This is a genomic window from Escherichia sp. KTE159, from assembly GCF_000408805.1.
Taxonomy (GTDB): Bacteria; Pseudomonadota; Gammaproteobacteria; order Enterobacterales; family Enterobacteriaceae; genus Escherichia; species Escherichia marmotae.
This window is the reverse complement of record NZ_KE137292.1, coordinates 1,228,470-1,252,414: the sequence shown is the minus strand read 5'-3', so window position 1 is coordinate 1,252,414 and position 23,945 is coordinate 1,228,470. Positions and strand designations below refer to the sequence as shown.

The window sequence follows — 23,945 nt, the reverse complement described above, 5'->3', positions numbered from 1 at the left end:
ATAAGTGTAAACCAGTGACACATATTTGAACGGAGGCGATTCCGAAAGTGCTTACGGGACGTCGTAACCTAATGCCGCTTTACGGATACGGAACCACTGCTGGCGTGTCATTTTCAGGGATTCCGCTTCAACGGCGGCACGCACACGCTCAATTTTACCGGAGCCAATAATCGGCAGCGGCTGCGATGGCAGACGCAATATCCAGGCATAAACCACCTGCTCGATAGAACCCGCGTTTAATTCTTCCGCCACCACAGCAAGTTCATCACGTAGCGGCCTGAAATAATCATCATTAAATAAACGGCCACCGCCAAGACAAGACCAGGCCATCGGGCGAATACGCAGTTGTTGTAGTTGATCGAGCGTACCATCCAGCAACAACGGCTGATGCACCGGAGAAATTTCCACCTGATTAGTGGCAAGAGTAAATGGCAAACGCGATTGCAGCAGGGCAAATTGCGCAGGCGTGAAGTTCGATACGCCAAAATGGCGCACTTTGCCGCTCTGATGCAAATGTTTAAACGCATCCGCCACTTCATCGGCATCCATTAACGGGTCGGGACGGTGGATTAACAGTAAATCCAGATGATCGGTCGCGAGATTAATTAGCGACTGTTCGGCACTTTTAATAATATGGTCGCGATCGGTGATGTAATGACCAATAACGTTTTCTTCACGCGCAGTCGTCGCGATGCCGCATTTGCTGACAATTTCCATCCGTTCACGCAAATGCGGTGCCAGTTTCAGCGCCTCGCCAAATGCCGCTTCGCACTGATAGCCGCCATAAATATCAGCGTGATCCACGGTGGTCACACCGAGATCCAGATGCTCTTCAATAAAACTAACTAACTGGCGTGCGGACATATTCCAGTCCATCAGTCGCCAGTAGCCCATCACAAAACGGGAAAACTCCGGGCCTTGCGGCGCAATAGTAATACGCTGAACCATAATCGCTTCCTCTTATCAGATATGAGAGGAGTATACGCAAGATTGCTCTCAAAAGAGTGATGGTTGCTCTGGTTCGTCTGATGACGTTGGCCTGTTCGCGCGTAATTTACGCATAAGCCGTTGTCGGCAAAGTCGCAGAACCTCCTGTTTTTCACCATCACTCATTTTATTCCAGTTAAAACGCTCATCCCGGCTACGAAAACAGCCACGGCAAAATCCGCGTTCGTCAGACTGGCAAATTCCCCGGCATGGGCTCTGGACGGGAAAGAACTCTAATTGCTCCGCCACCTCGCCCTCCTTATATAAGATTATTACCACTATTGAAGCTGTTAATGCCCAAAGTAGCAACTTTGCTTGCACTAGACCGACCGGTCTACTACACTCAAGCGCATGAACAAACATCCTGAACACGATACTCGCGAACACCTCCTGGCAACCGGAGAGCAACTCTGCCTGCAGCGTGGGTTTACCGGAATGGGGTTAAGCGAATTACTGAAGACCGCCGAAGTGCCAAAAGGGTCTTTCTACCACTACTTTCGTTCTAAAGAGGCGTTTGGTGTTGCCATGCTTGAACGCCATTACGCGGCATACCACCAACGACTGACGGAGTTGCTGCAATCTGGCGAGGGAAATTACCGCGACCGTATTCTGGCCTATTACCAGCAAACGCTGAACCAGTTCTGCCAGCATGGGACGATCAGCGGCTGTCTGACAGTAAAACTTTCTGCTGAAGTGTGCGACCTGTCAGAAGATATGCGCAGCGCGATGGATAAAGGTGCGCGCCAGGTAATCGCTCTGCTCGCCCAGGCGCTGGAAAATGGCCGCGATAGCCACTGTTTAACCTTTTGCGGAGAACCGCTGCAACAGGCGCAAGTTCTCTATGCGCTGTGGCTGGGGGCCAATCTGCAAGCCAAAATTTCGCGCAGCTCCGGGCCTCTGGAAAACGCGCTAACACATGTCAAAACCATTATTGCGACGCCTGCCGTTTAGCAGGCATTTTTTATTTTATCACCAGACGACCGGGAGTCTTTATGTCATCTGAAAAACTGTATTCCCCACTGAAAGTGGGCGCAATCACGGCGGCAAACCGTATCTTTATGGCTCCTCTGACGCGCCTGCGTAGCATTGAACCGGGTGATATCCCTACTCCGTTGATGGCGGAATATTATCGCCAACGCGCCAGTGCAGGTTTGATCATTAGCGAAGCCACCCAGGTTTCCGCCCAGGCAAAAGGGTATGCGGGCGCGCCAGGCATTCATAGTCCGGAGCAAATCGCCGCGTGGAAGAAAATTACCGCCGGTGTTCATGCTGAAAATGGTCATATCGCCGTGCAACTTTGGCACACGGGGCGCATTTCTCACGCCAGCCTGCAACCTGGTGGCCAGGCACCGGTAGCGCCTTCTGCACTTAGTGCGGGTACACGAACTTCTCTGCGCGATGAAAATGGTCAGGCGATCCGCGTCGAAACCACCATGCCGCGTGCGCTGGAGCTGGAAGAAATCCCGGGTATTGTCAACGATTTCCGCCAGGCTATCGCCAACGCCCGTGAAGCCGGTTTTGATCTGGTGGAACTCCACTCCGCTCACGGTTATTTACTGCATCAGTTCCTCTCTCCATCCTCCAACCATCGTACCGATCAGTACGGCGGCAGCGTGGAAAATCGCGCTCGTCTGGTGCTGGAAGTTGTTGATGCCGGGATTAAAGAATGGGGTGCCGATCGCATTGGTATTCGCGTTTCGCCAATTGGTACTTTCCAGAACACCGATAACGGCCCGAATGAAGAAGCCGATGCGCTGTATCTGATTGAACAACTGGGTAAACGCGGCATTGCTTATCTGCATATGTCCGAACCAGACTGGGCAGGCGGCAAACCATATACCGAGGCGTTCCGCGAAAAAGTACGCGCCCGTTTCCACGGCCCGATTATCGGGGCTGGTGCATATACGGTAGAAAAAGCAGAAACGCTGATCGGCAAAGGGTTAATTGATGCGGTGGCGTTTGGTCGTGACTGGATTGCAAACCCGGATCTGGTCGCTCGATTGCAGCGCAAAGCTGAGCTTAACCCACAGCGTGCCGAAAGTTTTTACGGCGGCGGTGCGGAAGGTTATACCGACTACCCTACGCTGTAATCCAACATTGCGAGCGGCGCAAAACCGCCGCTATACTAAAACAACATTTTGAATCTGTTAGCCATTTTGAGGATATAAAGATGCGTCTTCTTCACACCATGCTGCGCGTTGGCGATCTGCAACGCTCCATCGATTTTTATACCAACGTGCTGGGCATGAAACTGCTGCGTACCAGCGAAAATCCGGAATACAAATACTCGCTGGCGTTTGTTGGCTACGGCCCGGAAACAGAAGAAGCGGTAATTGAACTGACCTATAACTGGGGCGTGGATAAATACGAACTTGGCACCGCTTATGGTCACATCGCCCTTAGCGTCGATAACGCCGCAGAAGCTTGCGAAAAAATCCGTCAGAACGGCGGTAACGTTACCCGTGAAGCGGGTCCGGTAAAAGGCGGTACTACGGTTATCGCTTTTGTGGAAGATCCAGACGGTTACAAAATTGAATTGATTGAAGAGAAAGACGCCGGTCGCGGTCTGGGCAACTAATCTCCTGCCGGGCGTGAACTCATCGCGCCCGCATCTTTACTGCATCAGCGGGTAATATTTGTCATAATGCACGCTGCAATTTTTCCGTATTAAGAGAATCAGATGTCCGATAACGCTCAACTTACCGGTCTGTGCGACCGTTTTCGTGGTTTTTATCCTGTTGTGATCGATGTCGAAACCGCCGGATTTAACGCCAAAACCGATGCACTGCTTGAGATCGCCGCCATCACCCTGAAAATGGATGAACAAGGCTGGCTGATGCCGGACACCACATTACATTTTCACGTCGAGCCGTTTGTCGGCGCTAATTTGCAACCAGAAGCCCTCGCCTTCAATGGTATTGACCCGAACGATCCCGATCGCGGTGCAGTCAGCGAATATGAGGCGTTGCATGAGATTTTCAAAGTTGTCCGTAAAGGCATTAAAGCGAGCGGCTGTAACCGCGCCATTATGGTGGCGCACAATGCCAATTTCGACCACAGTTTTATGATGGCAGCCGCAGAACGCGCCTCACTGAAACGTAACCCGTTCCACCCTTTTGTCACTTTCGACACCGCGGCACTGGCCGGGCTGGCTCTCGGACAAACCGTATTATCAAAAGCCTGCCAGACCGCTGGCATGGATTTTGACAGCACCCAGGCGCATTCCGCGCTGTACGACACTGAACGCACCGCCGTGCTGTTTTGTGAAATCGTCAACCGCTGGAAACGACTGGGCGGCTGGCCGCTCCCTGCCGCTGAAGAGGTGTAATCGAGTCGATGCCTGATGACATGTAATGACTCAGGCATCTATAGTGAGGCTATTCCACGAATCATGCATGATATTCACGGGGAATAGCGTTAATTGTTGTTCCGGGAAGTCGCCACCTGGTTCTCGAACGCTGTCACGATGAAATTGGCGACTGGCGTATTATTTTACACTCCCCTTATGGGCGACGAGTGCATGAACCGTGGGCGGGGGCGCTGGTAGTCATTGCTGGCGGAAAATTGTTGCTCTACCTGGCACAAGGCGGCAAGAAGATGCTGGTATGGTAAGAAAAAGATGAACTGCTCCCCCCAGAAGTATTCCACGCACTGGCAACCGCACTACGCCGCGAACCACGGCTACGCTTTACATTGACAGAAGTGAATGATCAACCGGTACGGCAAACGCCGATGTTTACGCTGCTGCGTGAGGCGGGATTTTCCAGTTCGCCACAAGGGCTGGATTGGGGATAAAAAACACTGACGGATGCCCGTTAGCCTCCGTCAGTATTGCGGGACGGATTATTCCGCGTCCGGCTCTTCAGACTTGTATTTAGCGGCGGTTTCTTTGATTAGCTGCTGCAGTTCGCCACGCTGATACATTTCGATCACGATATCACAGCCACCTACCAGCTCGCCGTCCACCCACAACTGTGGGAAAGTCGGCCAGTTAGCGTATTTCGGCAGTTCCGCGCGAATGTCCGGATTCTGCAGGATATCAACGTAGGCAAAACGTTCGCCACATGCGGCAAGCGCCTGAACTGCCTGGGCAGAAAAACCGCAGCTTGGCAGTTTCGGTGAACCTTTCATGTACAGCAGGATCGGATTTTCAGCAATCTGGCGTTGGATTTTTTCGATAGTGGTGCTCATTGTCTTGCTTCCTCAAACTTCTTTACGGCAGTAATCTGACATTGTAGCGGGTCAGTGCGGCAACGGAAAATAACATTTTCATCACGCTTTTGCTATTTTATCCCTTTGCTCTATTTGTTGCATTTCAAATATTCGTTTCTTCGCTGTTGCGCTGCAAACTGGCGTATTTATGACCATTTCCAGCTTTCACTGCTGCATTTTTTTACGCTCACCGACGAAATATATTTTTTAACAATAAAAGCTATTAACTTTCTCTTCTTCTATGCATTAGAATCATCAAGTTTTGTAAATCAGACGCAGGCATGATAGACCTGCCTTAACAGAGGGACGCTCAGTGGCGCGGATAAACCGTATTTCGATCACGCTCTGTGCTTTACTTTTTACCACCCTGCCTTTAACGCCTATGGCCCATGCTTCAAAGCAAGCCAGGGAGAGTTCTGCTACTACTCACATCACCAAAAAAGCAGATAAAAAGAAAAGCACGGCAACCACCAAAAAGACCAATAAAGCCAGCCAGAAAACAGCGAAAAAAGCCGCCAGTAAAAGTACCACTAAAAGTAAAACTGCTTCTTCCGTAAAAAAATCCTCCATTACCGCTTCTAAAAACGCCAAAAACCGCAGCAAACAAGTTGTGAATAAAACAGCGGCAGCCAGCTTTACGGAAAAGTGCACTAAACGTAAGGGTTATAAAACACATTGCGTGAAAGTTAAAAATGCCGCACCAGGAACCCTCGCTGACGCACATAAAGCCAAAGTACAGAAAGCCACTACCGTGGCAATGAATAAACTGATGCAACAAATTGGCAAGCCATATCGCTGGGGCGGCAGCTCACCGCGTACCGGTTTCGATTGTAGCGGGCTGGTTTATTACGCCTATAAAGATCTGGTGAAGATCCGTATTCCACGTACAGCTAACGAAATGTATCACCTGCGTGACGCCGCACCGATCGATCGCAGTGAATTGAAAAATGGCGACCTGGTCTTCTTCCGCACTCAGGGTCGCGGAACCGCCGATCACGTTGGCGTGTATGTTGGCAACGGCAAATTTATTCAGTCTCCGCGCAGTGGACAGGAAATTAAAATCACTTCTTTAAGCGAAGATTACTGGCAGCGCCACTATGTAGGTGCTCGTCGGGTAATGACCCCAAAAACACTTCGCTAAAACTTTACCCTGTTGTTACAGCAACAGGGTAAGTTCATCTTTTGTCTCACCTTTTATTTTGCTACCCTATCCTCACGCACAATAAGGCTATTGTACGTATGCCAATTAATAATAAAGGAGAGTAGCAATGTCATTTGAATTACCTGCACTACCATATGCTAAAGATGCTCTGGCACCGCACATTTCTGCGGAAACTATCGAGTATCACTACGGCAAACATCATCAAACTTATGTCACTAACCTGAACAACCTGATCAAAGGTACTGCGTTTGAAGGTAAATCACTGGAAGAGATTATTCGTAGCTCTGAAGGTGGCGTATTCAACAACGCTGCTCAGGTCTGGAACCATACTTTCTACTGGAACTGCCTGGCACCGAACGCCGGTGGCGAACCGACTGGTGAACTGGCTGACGCTATCGCCGCTTCTTTTGGTAGCTTTGCCGATTTTAAAGCGCAGTTTACTGATGCTGCGATCAAAAACTTTGGTTCTGGCTGGACCTGGCTGGTGAAAAACAGCGATGGCAAACTGGCTATCGTTTCTACTTCTAATGCCGGTACTCCGCTGACCACCGATGCGACCCCGCTGCTGACCGTTGATGTCTGGGAACACGCTTACTACATCGACTATCGCAATGCGCGTCCTGGCTACCTGGAACACTTCTGGGCGCTGGTGAACTGGGAGTTCGTGGCGAAAAATCTCGCTGCATAATAACTGATGGCAAATGCAACATTGCCTGATGCGTTGCGCTTATCAGACCTACGCGGATGAGGCGTTAACACCACATCTGGCAAGATAAATCGCACTTTGCCTGCAAACTGTAACGCAGAAGGTTATCCTTCTGCGTTTTTGTTTTATTAGCTGTTGGCAACGCAAACTGCTTCAGGTTGTTTTCTGGCTGACATAAACACCAACAATAATGCCAGTCCCGCGACAATCGCCCCCATCACCGGCACAAAACTGTACCCCAGACCACCGGAAATCACCGCACCACCAGCAGCCGCTCCCAATGCATTTCCAAGGTTAAAGGCACCAATATTCACCGATGATGACAGACCCGGCGCTTCGCTGGCGACTCGCATCACTCGCATCTGCAAGGGCGGTACGACCGCAAAGGTTGCCGCGCCCCACACTACCATGCTGATTGCCGCACCGAACTCATTACGGGCCAGGAACGGGATTGCCAGCATAATCACCATCAGCAGCAACAAAAATCCCTTCAGCGTGCCGTTGACCGAACGATCTGCCAGTTTACCGCCGAGATAGTTACCGATAGAGAATCCGACACCAATCAGCACCAGCATGGCTGTAACAAACACCGGCGTCGCGTGGGTGATACTTTGCAGCACCGGAGAAATATAAGTGTAGAGCGTAAACATTGCGCCAGCCCCCAGCACCGTCGTCAGTAAAGCCGATAACACCTGCGGACGCAGCAGCACCGCCAGCTCTTTTTTCACTTCTGGTCGCGCCCCTGCGCCACCTTTCGGTAAAGAGAAGTACAGGCTAATCATCGAAATCACGCCCAACCCCGCCGTTGCCAGGAACGACATTCGCCAGCCAATAGTTTCACCCAGCCAGGTCGCCGCCGGAACACCGCCGATATTCGCCAAAGTTAAGCCCATAAACATGGTCGCAACTGCGCTGGCCTGTTTATGTTTTGGCACAACGCTTGCGGCCACAACTGACCCCAGGCCAAAAAATGCACCGTGATTCAGACTGGTCAAAATACGTGAAAGCAGCAGTGTCATGTAATCCGGGGCAATGGCAGAAAGTACATTACCAAGGGTAAAAATCGCCATCAGGAAAATCAGCGCGCTGCGGCGGGCACGATGAGAAAGTAATAATGTCATCAGCGGCGCGCCAACCATCACACCAACCGCATAGGCACTGATTAACATTCCGGCAGCAGGGATCGAGACATCCACACCGCGCGCAATGACGGGCAACAGACCCATTGGCGAGAACTCCGTTGTCCCGATACCAAACGCGCCAATCGCCAGCGCCAGCAACGGATAGTTAATTTTCATGCCTAATCTCCACCTCTTCGCGTCATCACGCGATGTTCATCAAAGTGGCGAAAGCATGACATCAATCACAAAAGAATGAAAATAACAAAAAGAGAAAACACTTTTGCCATTTTGCTAACAAAGAGGAGAGAGATGCGAGGGAGAACGCGCTCCCTCGAGGGGAAATCAGTGCAGCGCGGCAGTCAAACCCACTGCCACGATCAAACCAAGAACGATAATGGTTGTTACCAATGAAAATTTAAGGTCGGTGCTCATCAAGTTTTCTCCTTTTTTATTACCACACAAAAAATGATATTACTCATTTTTACACAGTGTGATGAAAAAATCTCCCGGCATTTATAATGATAAGTGTTTTTACTACTTCCCCTTTTCATCAAGATCGGCCAAAATTCCACGCTTACACTATTTGCGTACTGGCCATTGACCCCTTCCTGACGCTCCGTGTCATTTTTCCGGCGTACCGCAACACTTTCGTTGTGCGTAAGGTGTGTAAAGGCAAACGTTTACCTTGCGATTTTGCAGGAGCTGAAGTTAGGGTCTGGAGTGAAATGGAATGGCAACAATAAAAGATGTAGCGAAACGAGCAAACGTTTCCACTACAACTGTGTCACACGTTATAAACAAAACGCGTTTTGTCGCGGAAGAGACTCGTAACGCTGTGTGGGCAGCGATTAAAGAATTACACTACTCTCCTAGCGCGGTGGCGCGTAGCCTGAAGGTTAACCACACCAAGTCTATCGGTTTGCTGGCGACCAGCAGCGAAGCGGCCTATTTTGCCGAGATCATTGAAGCGGTAGAAAAAAATTGCTTCCAGAAAGGCTACACACTGATTCTGGGCAATGCGTGGAACAATCTTGAGAAACAGCGGGCCTATCTGTCGATGATGGCGCAAAAACGCGTCGATGGCCTGCTGGTCATGTGTTCTGAGTATCCGGAACCATTGCTGGCGATGCTGGAAGAGTATCGCCATATCCCGATGGTGGTGATGGACTGGGGCGAAGCAAAAGCGGACTTTACCGATGCAGTTATCGATAACGCTTTTGAAGGCGGCTACATGGCCGGGCGCTATCTGATTGAACGCGGTCATCGCGAAATTGGCGTTATTCCTGGTCCGCTGGAGCGCAACACCGGCGCTGGCCGTCTGGCGGGTTTTATGAAAGCGATGGAAGAAGCCATGATCAAGGTGCCGGAAAACTGGATTGTGCAGGGTGACTTTGAGCCTGAATCGGGTTATCGCGCCATGCAGCAAATCCTGTCGCAACCGCACCGCCCTACTGCTGTCTTCTGTGGCGGCGATATCATGGCTATGGGCGCACTTTGCGCCGCTGATGAAATGGGTCTGCGCGTACCGCAAGATATTTCGCTGATCGGTTATGATAACGTGCGCAACGCCCGTTATTTTACTCCGGCGCTGACGACTATCCATCAGCCAAAAGATTCGCTGGGCGAAACGGCGTTCAACATGCTGTTGGATCGTATCGTCAACAAACGCGAAGAACCGCAGTCAATTGAAGTTCATCCGCGGCTTATTGAACGCCGCTCCGTGGCTGACGGCCCGTTCCGCGACTATCGTCGTTAATCATCCGTTGCGGGAGTCTCTTCCGGCTCCCGCAGCCATTCCTTATTCAGCGTCTCGCTATCACCGAGATACTCCAGCAGCCAGGTTAACGCAGGCGACATATCATTCTGCTGCCAGGTCAGACAACATGCCGAATCAGGGAATGGATTTTCCAGTTCTAATGCTACCCACTTCCCCTCGTTCAGCCACGGTTTAGCGAAATGGGTCGGCACCATGCCAATGCATAACCCGGCCGAGATACAGGTTGCCGATGATTCCCAGTCCGGGACAACCAGGCGCTTTTGGTTATCGAGCAGCCAGGTAATACGTTTGGGCAGCGTCCGTGACGTGTCTTCGCGCACCAGTGACGGCCAGTTGCGCAACGTATCATCGCTGAACGGCCCATTCATCGACGCAAGCGGATGGTGGCGGGCAACAACACAACTCCAGCTCAACATTCCCATATCACGGAAGGCGTAACGCCCACCTACCGGAATCGCCCGTGTCGCACCAATCGCCAGTTCCACACGTCCGTCGGAAAGCGCATCCCAGACACCGTTAAACACCTCCTGAAAAACCAGAAGTTCGACGTCATCAAAATGGCGATAGAAATCAACAATCATCTGCCGCGTGCGTTCTGGCCTGACAATATTATCTACCGCGATGGCTAACTGACCGCGCCAACCGTTCGCTATTTGCTGACATTGCTGGCGAGTGATCTGCATTTTTTTGACAACAGAACGCCCTTCTTTGAGAAACCACGCCCCGGCAGCGGTCAGTTCCACGTCACGATGACGCCTTTCAAAAAGCGGCACTGCCAGCCACTCTTCCAACTGACGAACGGTATAGCTGACCGCAGAAGGAACGCGATGCAACTCCTGGGCCGCGGCGCTAAAACTACCATTACGCGCCACCGCATCAACCACTTCGAGAGAATACTCAGACCACATAGTTTGCCTGCAAAATTTTTGAAACCAGTCATCAAATATTACCGTTTCACAACACGAATTTCACTCCCTACACTTTGCGACGGTGTTTAATTGAGAGATTTAGAGAATATACATGCAACCTGGGAAAAGATTTTTAGTCTGGCTGGCGGGTTTGAGCGTACTCGGTTTTCTGGCAACCGATATGTATCTGCCTGCTTTCGCCGCCATTCAGGCCGATCTGCAAACGCCTGCGTCTGCTGTCAGTGCCAGCCTTAGTCTGTTCCTTGCCGGTTTTGCCGCAGCCCAGCTCTTGTGGGGGCCGCTCTCCGACCGATATGGTCGTAAACCGGTGTTATTGATCGGCCTGACAATTTTTGCTCTGGGTAGTCTGGGGATGTTATGGGTGGAAAACGCCGTCACTCTGCTGGTATTGCGGTTCGTGCAAGCTGTGGGGGTCTGCGCCGCGGCAGTTATCTGGCAGGCGTTGGTGACGGACTACTACCCTTCACAAAAAGTGAATCGTATTTTCGCCACTATCATGCCGTTAGTGGGACTGTCTCCGGCGCTTGCTCCTCTTTTAGGTAGCTGGCTGCTGGTCCATTTTTCCTGGCAGGCGATTTTCGCCACCCTGTTTGCCATTACCGTAGTACTGATTCTGCCCATTTTCTGGCTTAAACCCACGACTAAAGCACGTAATGATAGCCAGGATGGTCTGACCTTTACCGATCTGCTGCGTTCAAAAATCTATCGCGGAAACGTACTGATTTATGCTGCCTGTTCAGCCAGTTTCTTTGCCTGGCTGACCGGTTCTCCGTTCATCCTTAGCGAAATGGGTTACAGCCCGGCCGTCATTGGTTTAAGTTATGTCCCGCAAACTATTGCGTTTCTGATTGGTGGTTATGGCTGTCGCGCCGCGTTGCAGAAATGGCAAGGTAAGCAGTTGTTGCCGTGGCTACTGATGCTGTTTGCTATCAGCGTCGTGGCAACCTGGGCGGCAGGATTCATTAGCCATGTTTCACTGGTCGAAATTCTGGTCCCATTCTGTGTGATGGCGATTGCCAACGGCGCAATCTACCCGATTGTTGTCGCACAGGCGTTGCGGCCCTTCCCACATGCAACCGGACGCGCCGCAGCCTTGCAGAACACTCTGCAACTGGGACTGTGCTTCCTCGCAAGCCTGGTGGTTTCCTGGCTTATCAGCGTTAGCACACCTCTGTTCACCACCACTAGCGTGATGTTATCAACTGTGGTGCTGGCCGCTCTGGGTTACATGATGCAACGTTGTAAAGAACGAGACTGCCAGAATCAAAGCAATGCCGAAGTCGCTCATAGTGAATCGCATTGATATATATCGATATCTTTATACTTAGGCCGCTAACAAAATTTTGTTGTATGATTGAAATTAGCGGCCTATACTAATTTTCAGTTGTTAAGATTACGATAAATATTATGTTTCTACGGGGACAGGAGTGTTCCCGGTTTACTATGGATGGTCATTTCGGCAAGGGTTCCTCCTTTCCCTCTGTTCTACGTCGGATTATAGACTCGCGGTTTTTTCTGCGAGATTTCTCACAAAGCCCAAAAAGCGTCTACGCTGTTTTAAGGTTCTGATCACCGACCAGTGATGGAGAAACTATGAGTTCATCGTGTATAGAAGAAGTCAGTGTACCGGATGACAACTGGTATCGTATCGCCAACGAATTACTTAGCCGTGCTGGCATTGCTATTAATGGCCCTGCTCCGGCAGATATTCGTGTTAAAAACCCCGATTTTTTTAAACGCGTCCTGCAAGAAGGATCGTTAGGGTTAGGCGAAAGTTATATGGATGGTTGGTGGGAATGTGACCGACTGGATATGTTTTTTAGCAAGGTCTTGCGCGCAGGTCTCGAAAACCAACTCCCCCATCATTTCAAAGACACACTGCGCATTGCTGGTGCACGCCTTTTCAATCTACAAAGTAAAAAACGTGCCTGGATAGTTGGCAAAGAGCATTACGATCTCGGTAATGACTTGTTTAGCCGCATGCTTGATCCCTTCATGCAATACTCCTGCGCTTACTGGAAAGATGCCGATAATCTGGAATCAGCCCAGCAAGCGAAGCTCAAAATGATCTGTGAAAAATTGCAGTTAAAACCGGGTATGCGCGTACTGGATATTGGCTGTGGTTGGGGCGGTCTGGCACATTACATGGCGTCTAATTATGACGTAAGTGTGGTGGGTGTCACGATTTCTGCCGAACAGCAAAAAATGGCTCAGGAGCGCTGCGCAGGTCTGGATGTCACCATCTTGCTGCAAGATTACCGGGACCTGAACGACCAGTTTGACCGTATTGTTTCGGTTGGAATGTTCGAACATGTCGGGCCGAAAAATTACGATACCTATTTCGAAGTGGTGGATCGTAATCTGAAACCGGAAGGTATTTTCCTGTTGCATACTATCGGCTCGAAAAAAACCGACCTGAATGTTGACCCGTGGATAAATAAATATATTTTTCCGAACGGTTGTCTGCCCTCTGTTCGGCAAATTGCTCGCTCCAGCGAACCGCATTTCGTGATGGAAGACTGGCATAACTTTGGTGCCGATTACGACACCACGTTAATGGCCTGGTATGAGCGATTCCTCGCCGCATGGCCAGAAATTGCTGATAACTACAGTGAGCGCTTTAAACGGATGTTTACCTATTATCTGAATGCTTGCGCTGGTGCTTTCCGCGCCCGCGATATTCAGCTCTGGCAAGTGGTGTTCTCACGTGGGATCGAAAGCGGTCTTCGGGTTGCACGCTAAATGTCATTCTATCGCCCCCGTTTTGGGGGCGATGTCATTTCAAATCAGGCTTCAGTATCTTATTGATTCAAGGCCTGCTCACGCATTGCCAGCACACGTTCTACCGTATCTACCACTGCCTGAGTTTGTGGATCGATTTCGATATTGACACGCGCGCCGAGTTTTTTCTTACCGAGGGTGGTACGTTCCAGCGTTTCCGGAATTAAATGCACACAGAAACGGGTCGACGTTACTTCGCCTACGGTCAGGCTAATACCGTCGATTCCGATAAATCCTTTATACAGGATATATTTCATCAACTGACTATCCTGCACTTTAAACCAGATCTGGCGATTATTTTCAGAGGTTAATATTTTCGCGACTTCGGCGGTGGTCATAATATGACCCGACATTAAATGCCCACCTATTTCATCACTGAATTTCGCCGCACGTTCTACATTTACCCAATCCCCAACCTGTAAATCGCCAAGATTGGTAATGCGTAACGTCTCTTTCATCAGGTCAAAACTGATATGGTTACCGTTGATTTCCGTCACGGTCAGGCAACAACCGTTGTGTGCTACAGACGCACCGGTCTCCAGACCATCAAGCATGTAGTCAGGTAACTCAACCACATGAGTACGAAAATTTGGTTTCTCGTCAATCGACACCAGTTTTGCAGTGCCCTGCACTATCCCCGTAAACATACTTACAACTCCTGAAATCAGTTAAGGCATTCTGTTCAGCACAATAGCAGGTGGGAAACACCCTTGCCAGTAAAGGGGGCTGAATGGTTATTTTTTCACTGGAGAATTAATAAATCCTCGCTACAATAGACTGAATTTCCCCTGCTTCTTCTTTTTGCTGCCCATTCAGGCGGCTTTTTAGTCTCTCATATAACAACAATATAAAAGGTGTTCACGTGCAGAAGTATATCAGTGAAGCGCGTCTGTTATTAGCATTAGCAATCCCGGTGATTCTCGCGCAAATCGCCCAAACCGCAATGGGTTTTGTCGATACCGTGATGGCGGGCGGCTATAGTGCCACCGACATGGCGGCGGTGGCTATCGGTACGTCAATCTGGCTTCCGGCCATCCTCTTTGGCCACGGACTGCTACTGGCATTAACGCCGGTTATCGCGCAATTAAATGGTTCTGGTCGCCGTGAGCGCATTGCGCACCAGGTGCGACAAGGTTTCTGGCTTGCCGGTTTCGTTTCAGTGCTCATTATGGTGGTACTGTGGAATGCGGGTTATATCATCCGCTCCATGCAAAATATCGATCCGGCGCTCGCTGATAAAGCGGTAGGTTATCTGCGAGCACTGTTGTGGGGCGCACCGGGCTATCTATTCTTCCAGGTCGCACGTAACCAGTGTGAAGGTCTGGCAAAAACCAAACCTGGGATGGTGATGGGTTTTATTGGCCTGTTGGTGAACATTCCAGTGAACTATATCTTTATTTATGGTCATTTTGGGATGCCAGAACTCGGTGGCGTCGGCTGTGGTGTGGCGACTGCGGCTGTGTATTGGGTGATGTTCCTCGCTATGGTTTCTTATATTAAACGTGCCCGCTCCATGCGCGATATCCGCAACGAAAAAGGCACCGCTAAACCGGATCCAGCCGCCATGAAACGCCTGGTGCAACTTGGTCTTCCTATCGCGCTGGCGCTGTTCTTTGAAGTGACGCTGTTTGCTGTGGTGGCGCTGTTGGTATCCCCACTCGGTATTGTCGATGTGGCAGGCCACCAGATTGCACTGAACTTCAGTTCGTTGATGTTCGTTCTTCCAATGTCACTGGCTGCAGCGGTAACCATCCGCGTAGGTTATCGTCTGGGCCAGGGTTCGACGCTGGATGCACAAACAGCCGCACGGACAGGGCTTATGGTTGGCGTTTGTATGGCGACTCTGACCGCAATTTTCACGATTTCACTGCGGGAGCAAATCGCCCTGTTGTATAACGATAACCCAGAGGTTGTGACGCTGGCTGCTCACTTGATGTTACTGGCAGCAGTGTATCAGATTTCTGACTCCATACAGGTGATCGGCAGTGGGATTTTGCGTGGTTATAAAGATACGCGTTCCATTTTCTATATCACCTTTACGGCTTACTGGGTGCTGGGTTTGCCGAGCGGCTACATTCTGGCTCTGACCGATCTGGTGGTTGAACCAATGGGGCCAGCAGGCTTCTGGATCGGTTTTATTATCGGCCTGACTTCTGCTGCCATTATGATGATGCTGCGTATGCGTTTTCTGCAACGTTTACCGTCAGCCATTATTCTGCAACGAGCCGCTCGTTAATAAAGACAAGGCGCAACCTTCGCGGGTTGCGCCTTTGTTTTCATGCAGGCCGGAGCGTTGCGCCAATCCCGTCTTCGTCTGGCTGAAGTTTAAGCGCGCTACAGACAGGTTGCCGACTGGCATCCGTTATCTCAACGTGAATATCACCGCTAACTTCCCCTTTCACACTGATAGAGTCAGGCGAAATCTCTTTCGCACTGGTTTGCAGGCAGATCGTTCCTTCTCCGCGCAGGCTTTTCGCTTTCAGTTGTACATGCGTTGCTGCCGCCGTGATCAGCCACACTTTTCCACCGTCAAGCTTTAACTCTCCAATACGAAAAGTGACACCGTCACCCTTCACCGTGCTACCATCGAGGATTAACACGCCCCCCTGCTGTACCGTAACCGTTGACTGCTGTAAATCGGCACCATAACCAATAATCAAAGAGCTACTTTCTTGTACGGCGACGTTACCCATCAGTTCAACTGGCGCACAATCCTCTTCCACTACAAATTTATCGTCCGCGCTGGTGGGAGACATAACAATCATCGTGCCACCTTTCACCACCACATTTTCCACCGTCCCCGCATGAATTTCAGCCCGTCCTCCCGTATTCACCGCCAAATCTTTAGCCTTACCGGAACTGTAGAGCTGTAGACCGTCCGTCCCCAGGCGATAAACGGCGCTATTCTCAACCAGGGTGTGGATGTCTTCTCCACCAAGATTATTCATGGCACCGCCCACAAGTGTCGTATCGCTGGCTTTCCCCGCCAGCATAAAGACACCGCCCTGGTTAATCATACTGTTGGAAGCTTCTCCACCTGGGTAAACCAACAATTCACCGCCTTCATCCACTATTGCAGATGAAGTTGTTCCGTTAACCAACAAACCACCAGCCTGATCGAGAATGATTTTTTCTGCCCGATGACCTTCCAGTACGCGCAAGTTACCGCCGTTCTCCAGCAACAAACCGCAGGCATAGCCCTGATCAACGCTAAATTCACCTTCAGGATGGCGGCCATTAACAGTGGCGAGCGTTGAAAGGCTAATTGCTCCACCGTCGGACTGAACAATATCTGTGGCAATGGCCCCGTCACTGACTGATAACGTGCCATTGTTGCCGTACTGTGCCCCCCTGGCGATCCCGCCTGCTTCCACTTTCAGCCAGCCCGCACCAGTCACTATGGTGTTTTCTGCCCTTCCGCCAGCCTCAATAATCAACTCACCGTCCGTAAGTTGAGTCGCACCGACGACCTCGCCTGTCTTAACAATTTGCACGTTCCCGTCGCTCATCAAATTTTTTTCATCAGATCCCATGATTTATTCCTTTGCTGCATCTGTGTGCCCTTATCACCACCTAAGTGTAAAGGCTACGAAGGATTTATCCACGCCAGAATTGATATGGAGGCAAACGGCACGGTTTACATCCTGATGCGCGAGGCCATTGACTGTGTCAGATGTAAATATGACTCTGAACAAAAACCGCCCTTTAAAATCAACAAAATATAGACAATTTGCTTAAAAGCTCTGCAAACGGTCGAAATGATGCAGAAAATTACGTTTTACCTCTTGCCACCTTTCCACTCTGCCGCTAATATTCGTCCCCGTTGTCACCTACAACGTTGCGTTCATAGCTCAGTTGGTTAGAGCACCACCTTGACATGGTGGGGGTCGGTGGTTCGAGTCCACTCGGACGCACCAGATTTTCTTAGTCTGGTCTCCTCATTTTTATTCCCTTATTTATTCTCTGTATCCAATACGTTAAAAGATTTACACTATTTTCGTATGTGTTATCAGAAGGAGAATAACGATGGCGACTTTGTTACAGCTTCACTTTTCATTTAATGGTCCCTTTGGCAATGAAATGGCCGAACAGCTTAAACCGCTTGCCGAGTCGATTAATCAGGAACCCGGTTTTCTGTGGAAGGTGTGGACGGAAAGTGAAAAGAACCACGAAGCCGGTGGCATCTATCTCTTTGCTGATGAAAAAAGCGCTCTTGCCTATCTGGACAAACATACAGCTCGCCTGAAAAATCTCGGTGTCGATGAAGTTATTGCCAAAGTTTTCGATGTCAATGAGCCACTGAGTCACATCAATCAGGCAAAACTCGCCTGACAGATCTTAATGAAGGGCGGTTAGCGCCCTTTTCATCCCTGTCTGAAATTTCTCATTTTATATAGATTTCAACCAAACTTATCTGATAACGCTAAATTCGAAAGAATGCACACAGGTAAGTAACAATGAAAAAAATCGCCATTGTGGGTGCCGGACCAACAGGGATTTATACTTTCTTCTCACTTTTACAACAACAAACGCCGCTTTCTATTTCCATCTTCGAGCAGGCCGACGAAGCCGGTGTCGGTATGCCGTACAGCGATGAAGAAAATTCTAAAATTATGCTGGCAAATATTGCCAGTATTGAAATACCACCGATTTATTGTACTTATCTGGAATGGTTACAAAGGCAAGAGGCCAGTCACCTGCAACGTTACGGCGTTAAAAAAGATACCTTGCACGATCGCCAGTTTTTACCGCGTATTCTGCTGGGTGAGTATTTTCGCAATTGCTTTTTACAATTAGTTGAACAAGCCCGGCAGTTGAATTTTGAGATAAACGTGTATGAATCATGTCAGGTGACCGATCTGCAGGTCACAGACTCCGGTGTCATTCTTGCCACAAATCAGGATCTACTCACAGAGACGTTTGATTTAGCGCTGATAGCTACCGGTCACGTCTGGCCTGATGAAGAAGAAGCCACCCGAAAGTATTTCCCCAGCCCGTGGTCAGGATTACTGGAAGCGAAAATTGATGCCTGTAACGTCGGCATTATAGGCACATCCTTGAGCGGACTGGATGCAGCAATGGCGGTTGCCATTCAGCACGGTTCGTTTATTGAAGAAGATAATCAACACGTTAGCTTTCAACGCGATAGTAACAGTGAAAATCTGCATATTACGTTGATGTCCCGTACAGGTATTTTGCCGGAAGCCGATTTCTATTGCCCTATCCCCTACAAACCATTACGCATCGTCACAGAACAGGCTTTAAATAGAGAAATAGAAAAAGGTGCAGACGGTCTGTTGGATCGGGTATTCAAATTGATACAACAAGAAATTAGTTCTGCCGATCCTGACTGGAGTCAACGTATAGCGTTAGAGAGCCTCAATGTAGATACCTTTGCTCAAGCCTGGTTTGCCGAGCGTAAACAACATGATCCTTTTGGCTGGGCGGAAGAGAACTTAGCCGAAGTCGAGCAAAATAAACGGGAAAAACATACTGTCCCCTGGCGTTATGCCATTCTGCGTTTGCATGAAGCCGTACAGGAAATTGTGCCACATCTGAATGAACACGACCATAAACGATTCAGTAAAGGACTTGCCAGAGTCTTTATCGATAATTATGCGGCAATCCCTTCAGAATCTATTCGTCGCCTGCTGGCCTTGCGCGAGGCGGGGATCATTCATATTCTCGCCCTTGGTGAGGACTACGAGATGGAAACCAACGAAACGCACACCGTTCTGAAAACAGCAGACAACAGCTACTCGTTTGATGTTTTTATTGATGCCCGGGGTCAACGTCCACTCAAAGTACAAGATATTCCTTTCCCTGGGCTGCGCGAACAGTTGCAGAAAACAGGCGAGGAAATCCCTGATGTTGGTGAAGATTATTCGTTACAGCAGCCTGAAGAATTACGGGGGCGCGTGGCATTCGGCGCGTTACCCTGGCTGATGCACGACCAGCCTTTCGTTCAGGGGCTTACGGCTTGTGCAGAAATTGGCAAGGCTATGGCACAGGCCATCGCAAAGCCTGCTTCCCGTTCACGCCGGCGTCTTACGTTTGATTAAAGGTAAAGTTATCAGCACTCAACAAACTGATGTTGCTCATTGAGACGATAGCGAACTCCGGCACAAATATTATTTTCGCCTTCAACGGCGACGGCAAAGCGCACTCTTTCGCCGTCATGATATGCCAGCACGGCGCTGCAACCTGGACCGAGAATATTAGCCATGATTTTTCCTTTGCAAGACTCACACAGTAATATCTTTCCACTCGGTTATTTTTTACTTTTGGTATTTACGGTGGCCATCATCCACGGACATGCCGTAGTACAGGCACTACAGCCAATACGCTATAAATTAAAATACATATCGAAATTATGATAATTCCCTTTTATACCTTTCTTAAAACAAATCCTCATAGAGCAATAAAATAATAGAGGATGAAGTATTGCACTCCATCCCCGAACAATTATTTCACCAGTGCGTTAATAACTGTTTCCATCGCTTGCTTTTCCAATTCGCTACGCTGAATACGTTTATTTGCTAATGCTGTACGCAACACACCAGCGATGACTATGTGCTTTGGCTCCTGCCCCAAATCGCGCATCTCCAGAACCACCTTCCCTACCACTCTGCACATTTCGCGGTACAGCTCGTCATCTTTTGTCCGGTTGCCCATTATTCATACCCATTTATCATGCCAGTCATCAGCATATATCAATCTCATCAATTAAACAAAAAACAAACAAAATCAAACAAATAACCCGATAAATTATTTTAATTGTATCAGTTGAATGGTATGACTTTGCGCCAGCAGACCTTCTCTCTCCAGCTATCGTTTTCACGTTGCGCAAACAGTGATGTTTTTGCGTAATCTCTTTCTGAGGACGTTAAATCTTTGATAACAATTTATTGTGAATATGGATGATTGTTTTTTGAAACGCTGTTTTTGTTTTCCTTTTGGATTAAATTCAGCGTATAATGCGCGCCAATTGACTCTTGAATGGTTTCAGCACTTTGGACTGTAGAACTCAACGACTCAAAAACAGGCACTCACGTTGGGCTGAGACACAAGCACACATTCCTCTGCACGCTTTTTCGATGTCACCTATCCTTAGAGCGAGGCATCATCACTTTCGTAATACCGGATTCGCTTTCCGGCAGTGCGCCCAGAAAGCAAGTTTCTCCTATCCTTCTCAACTTAAAGACTAAGACTGTCATGAAAAAGACCAAAATTGTTTGCACCATCGGACCAAAAACCGAATCTGAAGAGATGTTAGCTAAAATGCTGGACGCAGGCATGAACGTCATGCGTCTGAACTTCTCTCATGGTGACTATGCAGAACACGGTCAGCGCATTCAGAATCTGCGCAACGTGATGAGCAAAACAGGCAAAACTGCCGCTATCCTGCTCGATACCAAAGGTCCGGAAATCCGCACCATGAAACTGGAAGGCGGTAATGACGTTTCTCTGAAAGCAGGCCAGACCTTTACTTTCACCACTGACAAATCTGTTATCGGCAACAGCGAAATGGTTGCGGTAACTTATGAAGGTTTCACTACCGACCTGTCCGTCGGCAACACCGTGCTGGTTGACGATGGTCTGATCGGTATGGAAGTTACCGCTATCGAAGGTAACAAAGTTATCTGTAAAGTACTGAACAACGGTGACCTGGGCGAAAACAAAGGTGTGAACCTGCCGGGTGTTTCTATTGCCCTGCCGGCACTGGCCGAAAAAGACAAACAGGATCTGATCTTCGGTTGCGAACAAGGTGTAGACTTTGTTGCAGCTTCCTTTATCCGTAAGCGTTCTGACGTTATCGAAATCCGTGAACATCTGAAAGCGCACGGTGGCGAAAACATCCAAATCATCTCCAAAATCGAAAACCAGGAAGGCCTCAACAACTTCGACGAAATTCTCGAAGCCTCTGACGGCATCATGGTTGCACGTGGTGACCTGGGCGTAGAAATCCCGGTTGAAGAAGTTATCTTCGCCCAGAAGATGATGATCGAAAAATGTATCCGTGCACGTAAAGTCGTTATTACTGCGACCCAGATGCTGGATTCTATGATCAAAAACCCGCGTCCTACCCGTGCAGAAGCCGGTGACGTCGCGAACGCCATCCTTGACGGTACTGACGCAGTCATGCTGTCTGGTGAATCCGCAAAAGGTAAATACCCGCTGGAAGCTGTTTCTATCATGGCAACCATTTGCGAACGTACTGACCGCGTGATGAACAGCCGTCTCGAGTTCAACAACGATAACCGTAAACTACGCATTACCGAAGCGGTTTGCCGTGGCGCGGTTGAAACGGCTGAAAAACTGGATGCTCCGCTGATCGTCGTCGCAACCCAGGGCGGTAAATCTGCTCGTGCAGTGCGTAAATACTTCCCGGATGCAACTATCCTGGCCCTGACCACTAATGAAAAAACTGCACATCAATTAGTGTTGAGCAAAGGCGTTGTACCGCAACTGGTTAAAGAAATCACCTCTACTGATGATTTCTATCGTCTGGGTAAAGAACTGGCTCTGCAGAGCGGTCTGGCGCACAAAGGCGACGTTGTAGTAATGGTTTCTGGCGCACTTGTCCCGAGCGGCACTACCAACACTGCATCTGTTCACGTCCTGTAATATTGCTTTTGTGAATTAATTTGTATATCGAAGCGCCCTGATGGGCGCTTTTTTTATTTAATCGATAATCAGAAACAATAAAAAATCAAATCGGATTTCACTATATAATCTCACTTTATCTAAGATGAATCCGATGGAAGCATCCTGTTTTCTCTCAATTTTTTTATCTAAAACCCAGCGTTCGATGCTTCTTTGAGCGAACGATCAAAAATAAGTGCCTTCCCATCAAAAAAATATTCTCAACATAAAAAAGTTTGTGTAATACTTGTAACGCTACATGGAGATTAACTCAATCTAGAGGGTATTAATAATGAAAGCTACTAAACTGGTACTGGGCGCGGTAATCCTGGGTTCTACTCTGCTGGCAGGTTGCTCCAGCAACGCTAAAATCGATCAGCTGTCTTCTGACGTTCAGACTCTGAACGCTAAAGTTGACCAGCTGAGCAACGACGTGAACGCAATGCGTTCCGACGTTCAGGCTGCTAAAGATGACGCAGCTCGTGCTAACCAGCGTCTGGACAACATGGCTACTAAATACCGCAAGTAATAGTACCTGTGAAGTGAAAAATGGCGCACATTGTGCGCCATTTTTTTTGCCTGCTAATGACTGCTATTGCATCGCGCGTAACATATTTCCCTGCTCAGGCTCGCCATTCTGCGCTGACTCAACTGCGGACGCATTGCTGGCTGCGGGCGTCGCTCCGTTGCTCACCGCAACCGGATACCCTGCCCGACGATATAATGCTTTATCAACTAGCGTCTGATCTACCGCCTTATTATCTTTGAATTGTGTAAAACCAATGGGCAGTTTATACGGCATCGTCTGAACGTTCTGCTGTTCCTCTGCCGATAGCGGTCGATGCACTTCCACATAACGCATTCCGTTCGGTTCTACGGAGTATTTCACCGGCTCATTGATCACTTTAACCGGCGTTCCCGTTCTCACGCTGGAGAACAACGCTTTAATATCCGGCGCATTCATACGAATACAGCCCGAACTGACGCGCAAACCAACGCTGTCCGGCGCGCTGGTGCCATGAATGAGATACTCGCCATTACCATGCGCCAGGCGCAGTGCGTAGCGTCCTAGTGGGTTATTTGGCCCGGCGGGTACAACTGGCGGTAATTTGATGCCTCGCTCCAGTGAGCGTTGACGAATACCTGCAGTTGGCGTCCAGGTAGGATTCGGGATTTTTTGCCCTACCCGTGTTTCCATCACCGGCGTTTCCAGTCCCTGCAAACCAATTCCTATCGGGTAGACCTGTACGATATTTTCTCCCGGCGGATAATAATAAAGTCGCAGCTCAGCAAGGTTAACAATAATTCCCTGACGCGGCGCATCAGGTAATAACAATTGCGAAGGGATGGTTATCATCGTGCCAGGTTTTGGTACTGGTGCAATGGTGTTATTGGCTTCAAGGATCAACATTGCCGCAGTATCAAAACGTCGTGCGATAGCCTGAAGGTTTTTATCCCCCTCTTGAACCGTATAGGTTTGATTCTGCCCAACCAGTCGGCTTCCGGTTGGTGGAAGCGGATAATCTATCGCCCAGGCCGCGTGGATGGCGCTAAAAGCACCGATAAGAGTCAGTGTAAGCAGAGACGCGCGTTTCATTGTAAACCTCCTGTATTTGCCGGAGAC

Annotated in this window: 25 protein-coding genes, 1 tRNA gene and 3 pseudogenes; 17 read left to right on the top strand and 12 right to left on the bottom strand. The window is 49.3% G+C overall.

Going from position 1 to position 23,945, the window contains the following annotated elements; all coding sequences use genetic code 11:
- Positions 1 to 51: 51 nt before the first annotated feature.
- Both A31E_RS15475 and A31E_RS0122495 read right to left on the bottom strand, forming a co-directional pair.
- Positions 52 to 948, bottom strand: a complete 897-nt coding sequence (locus tag A31E_RS15475; RefSeq protein WP_000250649.1) for an aldo/keto reductase — start codon at positions 946 to 948, stop codon at positions 52 to 54.
- Positions 949 to 996: 48 nt separating this feature from the next.
- The gene (locus tag A31E_RS0122495) at positions 997 to 1,236 is read right to left on the bottom strand and encodes a DUF1289 domain-containing protein (RefSeq protein WP_024191872.1); all 240 of its coding nucleotides are present in this window, start codon (positions 1,234 to 1,236) and stop codon (positions 997 to 999) included.
- Positions 1,237 to 1,338: 102 nt separating this feature from the next.
- On the opposite strand from A31E_RS0122495, the gene nemR reads away from it, so the two are divergent.
- From nemR to A31E_RS26395, 5 genes and pseudogenes are all read left to right on the top strand, one after another.
- The gene (gene nemR / locus A31E_RS15480) at positions 1,339 to 1,938 is read left to right on the top strand and encodes a DNA-binding transcriptional regulator NemR (protein WP_001032896.1); all 600 of its coding nucleotides are present in this window, start codon (positions 1,339 to 1,341) and stop codon (positions 1,936 to 1,938) included.
- 41 nt (positions 1,939 to 1,979) lie between these two features.
- Positions 1,980 to 3,077: an N-ethylmaleimide reductase gene (gene nemA, locus A31E_RS15485; protein WP_000093624.1), complete on the top strand. Its 1,098-nt coding sequence runs from the start codon at positions 1,980 to 1,982 to the stop codon at positions 3,075 to 3,077.
- 80 nt (positions 3,078 to 3,157) lie between these two features.
- On the top strand, positions 3,158 to 3,565 hold the full coding sequence (gloA, locus tag A31E_RS15490) for a lactoylglutathione lyase (RefSeq protein ID WP_001237802.1): 408 nt from the start codon (positions 3,158 to 3,160) through the stop codon (positions 3,563 to 3,565).
- A 102-nt stretch (positions 3,566 to 3,667) separates the two neighbouring features.
- Positions 3,668 to 4,315 (top strand): ribonuclease T, encoded by a 648-nt coding sequence (gene rnt, locus A31E_RS15495; protein ID WP_001282288.1) that lies wholly within the window; start codon positions 3,668 to 3,670, stop codon positions 4,313 to 4,315.
- A 95-nt stretch (positions 4,316 to 4,410) separates the two neighbouring features.
- Positions 4,411 to 4,782: pseudogene (locus A31E_RS26395) on the top strand (hypothetical protein); the annotation flags it as partial.
- 48 nt (positions 4,783 to 4,830) lie between these two features.
- On the opposite strand, the gene grxD reads toward A31E_RS26395, so the two are convergent.
- Entirely contained in the window at positions 4,831 to 5,178 is a 348-nt protein-coding gene (gene grxD, locus A31E_RS15500) for a monothiol glutaredoxin 4 (RefSeq protein WP_000108172.1), read from the bottom strand.
- Positions 5,179 to 5,512: 334 nt separating this feature from the next.
- Between grxD and mepH the strand changes: the two genes are divergently transcribed.
- Positions 5,513 to 6,340 carry a peptidoglycan DD-endopeptidase MepH gene (mepH, locus tag A31E_RS15505; protein WP_001516328.1) on the top strand — a complete coding sequence of 276 codons (828 nt, stop codon included), beginning with the start codon at positions 5,513 to 5,515 and terminating at the stop codon, positions 6,338 to 6,340.
- A gap of 127 nt (positions 6,341 to 6,467) precedes the next feature.
- Positions 6,468 to 7,049 (top strand): superoxide dismutase [Fe], encoded by a 582-nt coding sequence (gene sodB, locus A31E_RS15510; protein WP_000007276.1) that lies wholly within the window; start codon positions 6,468 to 6,470, stop codon positions 7,047 to 7,049.
- Positions 7,050 to 7,195: 146 nt separating this feature from the next.
- On the opposite strand, the gene A31E_RS15515 is transcribed toward sodB, so the two are convergent.
- Positions 7,196 to 8,365, bottom strand: a complete 1,170-nt coding sequence (locus tag A31E_RS15515) for an MFS transporter (RefSeq protein ID WP_000701022.1) — start codon at positions 8,363 to 8,365, stop codon at positions 7,196 to 7,198.
- A 165-nt stretch (positions 8,366 to 8,530) separates the two neighbouring features.
- Positions 8,531 to 8,620 (bottom strand): cytochrome bd-I accessory subunit CydH, encoded by a 90-nt coding sequence (gene cydH, locus A31E_RS15520; RefSeq protein ID WP_000102278.1) that lies wholly within the window; start codon positions 8,618 to 8,620, stop codon positions 8,531 to 8,533.
- A 298-nt stretch (positions 8,621 to 8,918) separates the two neighbouring features.
- Between cydH and purR the strand changes: the two genes are divergently transcribed.
- On the top strand, positions 8,919 to 9,944 hold the full coding sequence (gene purR, locus A31E_RS15525) for an HTH-type transcriptional repressor PurR (protein WP_000190977.1): 1,026 nt from the start codon (positions 8,919 to 8,921) through the stop codon (positions 9,942 to 9,944).
- Here purR and punR read toward each other — a convergent pair.
- A complete protein-coding gene (gene punR / locus A31E_RS15530; RefSeq protein ID WP_000269487.1) occupies positions 9,941 to 10,873 on the bottom strand; it encodes a DNA-binding transcriptional activator PunR in 933 nt (310 codons plus the stop codon). The genes purR and punR overlap by 4 nt on opposite strands.
- A gap of 112 nt (positions 10,874 to 10,985) precedes the next feature.
- On the opposite strand from punR, the gene punC reads away from it, so the two are divergent.
- Together punC and cfa are read left to right on the top strand one after the other, a co-directional pair.
- The gene (gene punC / locus A31E_RS15535; RefSeq protein WP_016248673.1) at positions 10,986 to 12,197 is read left to right on the top strand and encodes a purine nucleoside transporter PunC; all 1,212 of its coding nucleotides are present in this window, start codon (positions 10,986 to 10,988) and stop codon (positions 12,195 to 12,197) included.
- Between the two features lie 290 nt (positions 12,198 to 12,487).
- Positions 12,488 to 13,636 carry a cyclopropane fatty acyl phospholipid synthase gene (cfa, locus tag A31E_RS15540; protein ID WP_000098885.1) on the top strand — a complete coding sequence of 383 codons (1,149 nt, stop codon included), beginning with the start codon at positions 12,488 to 12,490 and terminating at the stop codon, positions 13,634 to 13,636.
- A gap of 59 nt (positions 13,637 to 13,695) precedes the next feature.
- Here cfa and A31E_RS15545 read toward each other — a convergent pair whose 3' ends face one another.
- On the bottom strand, positions 13,696 to 14,322 hold the full coding sequence (locus A31E_RS15545) for a riboflavin synthase (protein ID WP_000493961.1): 627 nt from the start codon (positions 14,320 to 14,322) through the stop codon (positions 13,696 to 13,698).
- 215 nt (positions 14,323 to 14,537) lie between these two features.
- Between A31E_RS15545 and mdtK the strand changes: the two genes are divergently transcribed.
- The gene (mdtK, locus tag A31E_RS15550; protein ID WP_001174974.1) at positions 14,538 to 15,911 is read left to right on the top strand and encodes a multidrug efflux MATE transporter MdtK; all 1,374 of its coding nucleotides are present in this window, start codon (positions 14,538 to 14,540) and stop codon (positions 15,909 to 15,911) included.
- Between the two features lie 40 nt (positions 15,912 to 15,951).
- Here mdtK and A31E_RS15555 read toward each other — a convergent pair whose 3' ends face one another.
- Positions 15,952 to 17,208 (bottom strand): AIDA repeat-containing protein, encoded by a 1,257-nt coding sequence (locus A31E_RS15555; RefSeq protein ID WP_016248672.1) that lies wholly within the window; start codon positions 17,206 to 17,208, stop codon positions 15,952 to 15,954.
- 307 nt (positions 17,209 to 17,515) lie between these two features.
- On the opposite strand from A31E_RS15555, the gene A31E_RS15560 reads away from it, so the two are divergent.
- The 3 genes from A31E_RS15560 to A31E_RS15570 all read left to right on the top strand — a co-directional run bounded on the left by A31E_RS15560 (position 17,516) and on the right by A31E_RS15570 (position 19,737).
- Positions 17,516 to 17,592 (top strand) — tRNA-Val (locus A31E_RS15560).
- A 109-nt stretch (positions 17,593 to 17,701) separates the two neighbouring features.
- Positions 17,702 to 18,007 (top strand): monooxygenase, encoded by a 306-nt coding sequence (locus tag A31E_RS15565; RefSeq protein ID WP_001516325.1) that lies wholly within the window; start codon positions 17,702 to 17,704, stop codon positions 18,005 to 18,007.
- A gap of 125 nt (positions 18,008 to 18,132) precedes the next feature.
- Complete coding sequence (locus A31E_RS15570; protein WP_016248671.1) at positions 18,133 to 19,737, top strand: FAD-NAD(P)-binding protein; 1,605 nt, start codon at positions 18,133 to 18,135, stop codon at positions 19,735 to 19,737.
- Between the two features lie 11 nt (positions 19,738 to 19,748).
- Here A31E_RS15570 and A31E_RS26060 read toward each other — a convergent pair.
- From A31E_RS26060 to fumD, 3 genes and pseudogenes are all read right to left on the bottom strand, one after another.
- Positions 19,749 to 19,895 (bottom strand): annotated as a pseudogene (locus A31E_RS26060) (hypothetical protein); the annotation flags it as partial.
- Between the two features lie 54 nt (positions 19,896 to 19,949).
- Positions 19,950 to 20,018: pseudogene (locus tag A31E_RS26390) on the bottom strand (hypothetical protein); the annotation flags it as partial.
- 122 nt (positions 20,019 to 20,140) lie between these two features.
- Positions 20,141 to 20,350, bottom strand: a complete 210-nt coding sequence (gene fumD / locus A31E_RS15575; protein ID WP_000528337.1) for a fumarate hydratase FumD — start codon at positions 20,348 to 20,350, stop codon at positions 20,141 to 20,143.
- Between the two features lie 338 nt (positions 20,351 to 20,688).
- Here fumD and A31E_RS26385 point away from each other — a divergent pair, with 338 nt between their 5' ends.
- The 3 genes from A31E_RS26385 to lpp all read left to right on the top strand — a co-directional run bounded on the left by A31E_RS26385 (position 20,689) and on the right by lpp (position 22,850).
- The gene (locus A31E_RS26385; protein ID WP_242664678.1) at positions 20,689 to 20,883 is read left to right on the top strand and encodes a protein YnhH; all 195 of its coding nucleotides are present in this window, start codon (positions 20,689 to 20,691) and stop codon (positions 20,881 to 20,883) included.
- A 7-nt stretch (positions 20,884 to 20,890) separates the two neighbouring features.
- Entirely contained in the window at positions 20,891 to 22,303 is a 1,413-nt protein-coding gene (gene pykF / locus A31E_RS15580) for a pyruvate kinase PykF (protein WP_000751442.1), read from the top strand.
- Positions 22,304 to 22,613: 310 nt separating this feature from the next.
- Entirely contained in the window at positions 22,614 to 22,850 is a 237-nt protein-coding gene (gene lpp, locus A31E_RS15585; RefSeq protein WP_000648420.1) for a murein lipoprotein Lpp, read from the top strand.
- Positions 22,851 to 22,913: 63 nt separating this feature from the next.
- Here the strand turns inward: lpp and ldtE are convergent, their stop codons facing one another.
- Complete coding sequence (gene ldtE / locus A31E_RS15590; protein WP_016248670.1) at positions 22,914 to 23,918, bottom strand: L,D-transpeptidase LdtE; 1,005 nt, start codon at positions 23,916 to 23,918, stop codon at positions 22,914 to 22,916.
- Between the last annotated feature and the right edge of the window lie 27 nt (positions 23,919 to 23,945).

Coding starts and splice junctions, on each gene's coding strand:
- grxD (WP_000108172.1), bottom strand. CDS start 5,178: ATGAGCACCACTATCGAAAAAATCCAACGCCAGATTGCTGAAAATCCG.
- purR (WP_000190977.1), top strand. CDS start 8,919: ATGGCAACAATAAAAGATGTAGCGAAACGAGCAAACGTTTCCACTACA.
- punC (WP_016248673.1), top strand. CDS start 10,986: ATGCAACCTGGGAAAAGATTTTTAGTCTGGCTGGCGGGTTTGAGCGTA.
- A31E_RS15545 (WP_000493961.1), bottom strand. CDS start 14,322: ATGTTTACGGGGATAGTGCAGGGCACTGCAAAACTGGTGTCGATTGAC.
- A31E_RS15515 (WP_000701022.1), bottom strand. CDS start 8,365: ATGAAAATTAACTATCCGTTGCTGGCGCTGGCGATTGGCGCGTTTGGT.
- A31E_RS15565 (WP_001516325.1), top strand. CDS start 17,702: ATGGCGACTTTGTTACAGCTTCACTTTTCATTTAATGGTCCCTTTGGC.
- cfa (WP_000098885.1), top strand. CDS start 12,488: ATGAGTTCATCGTGTATAGAAGAAGTCAGTGTACCGGATGACAACTGG.
- ldtE (WP_016248670.1), bottom strand. CDS start 23,918: ATGAAACGCGCGTCTCTGCTTACACTGACTCTTATCGGTGCTTTTAGC.
- cydH (WP_000102278.1), bottom strand. CDS start 8,620: ATGAGCACCGACCTTAAATTTTCATTGGTAACAACCATTATCGTTCTT.
- A31E_RS15475 (WP_000250649.1), bottom strand. CDS start 948: ATGGTTCAGCGTATTACTATTGCGCCGCAAGGCCCGGAGTTTTCCCGT.
- pykF (WP_000751442.1), top strand. CDS start 20,891: ATGAAAAAGACCAAAATTGTTTGCACCATCGGACCAAAAACCGAATCT.
- A31E_RS15570 (WP_016248671.1), top strand. CDS start 18,133: ATGAAAAAAATCGCCATTGTGGGTGCCGGACCAACAGGGATTTATACT.
- lpp (WP_000648420.1), top strand. CDS start 22,614: ATGAAAGCTACTAAACTGGTACTGGGCGCGGTAATCCTGGGTTCTACT.
- nemR (WP_001032896.1), top strand. CDS start 1,339: ATGAACAAACATCCTGAACACGATACTCGCGAACACCTCCTGGCAACC.
- punR (WP_000269487.1), bottom strand. CDS start 10,873: ATGTGGTCTGAGTATTCTCTCGAAGTGGTTGATGCGGTGGCGCGTAAT.
- rnt (WP_001282288.1), top strand. CDS start 3,668: ATGTCCGATAACGCTCAACTTACCGGTCTGTGCGACCGTTTTCGTGGT.
- fumD (WP_000528337.1), bottom strand. CDS start 20,350: ATGGGCAACCGGACAAAAGATGACGAGCTGTACCGCGAAATGTGCAGA.
- sodB (WP_000007276.1), top strand. CDS start 6,468: ATGTCATTTGAATTACCTGCACTACCATATGCTAAAGATGCTCTGGCA.
- A31E_RS15555 (WP_016248672.1), bottom strand. CDS start 17,208: ATGGGATCTGATGAAAAAAATTTGATGAGCGACGGGAACGTGCAAATT.
- nemA (WP_000093624.1), top strand. CDS start 1,980: ATGTCATCTGAAAAACTGTATTCCCCACTGAAAGTGGGCGCAATCACG.
- gloA (WP_001237802.1), top strand. CDS start 3,158: ATGCGTCTTCTTCACACCATGCTGCGCGTTGGCGATCTGCAACGCTCC.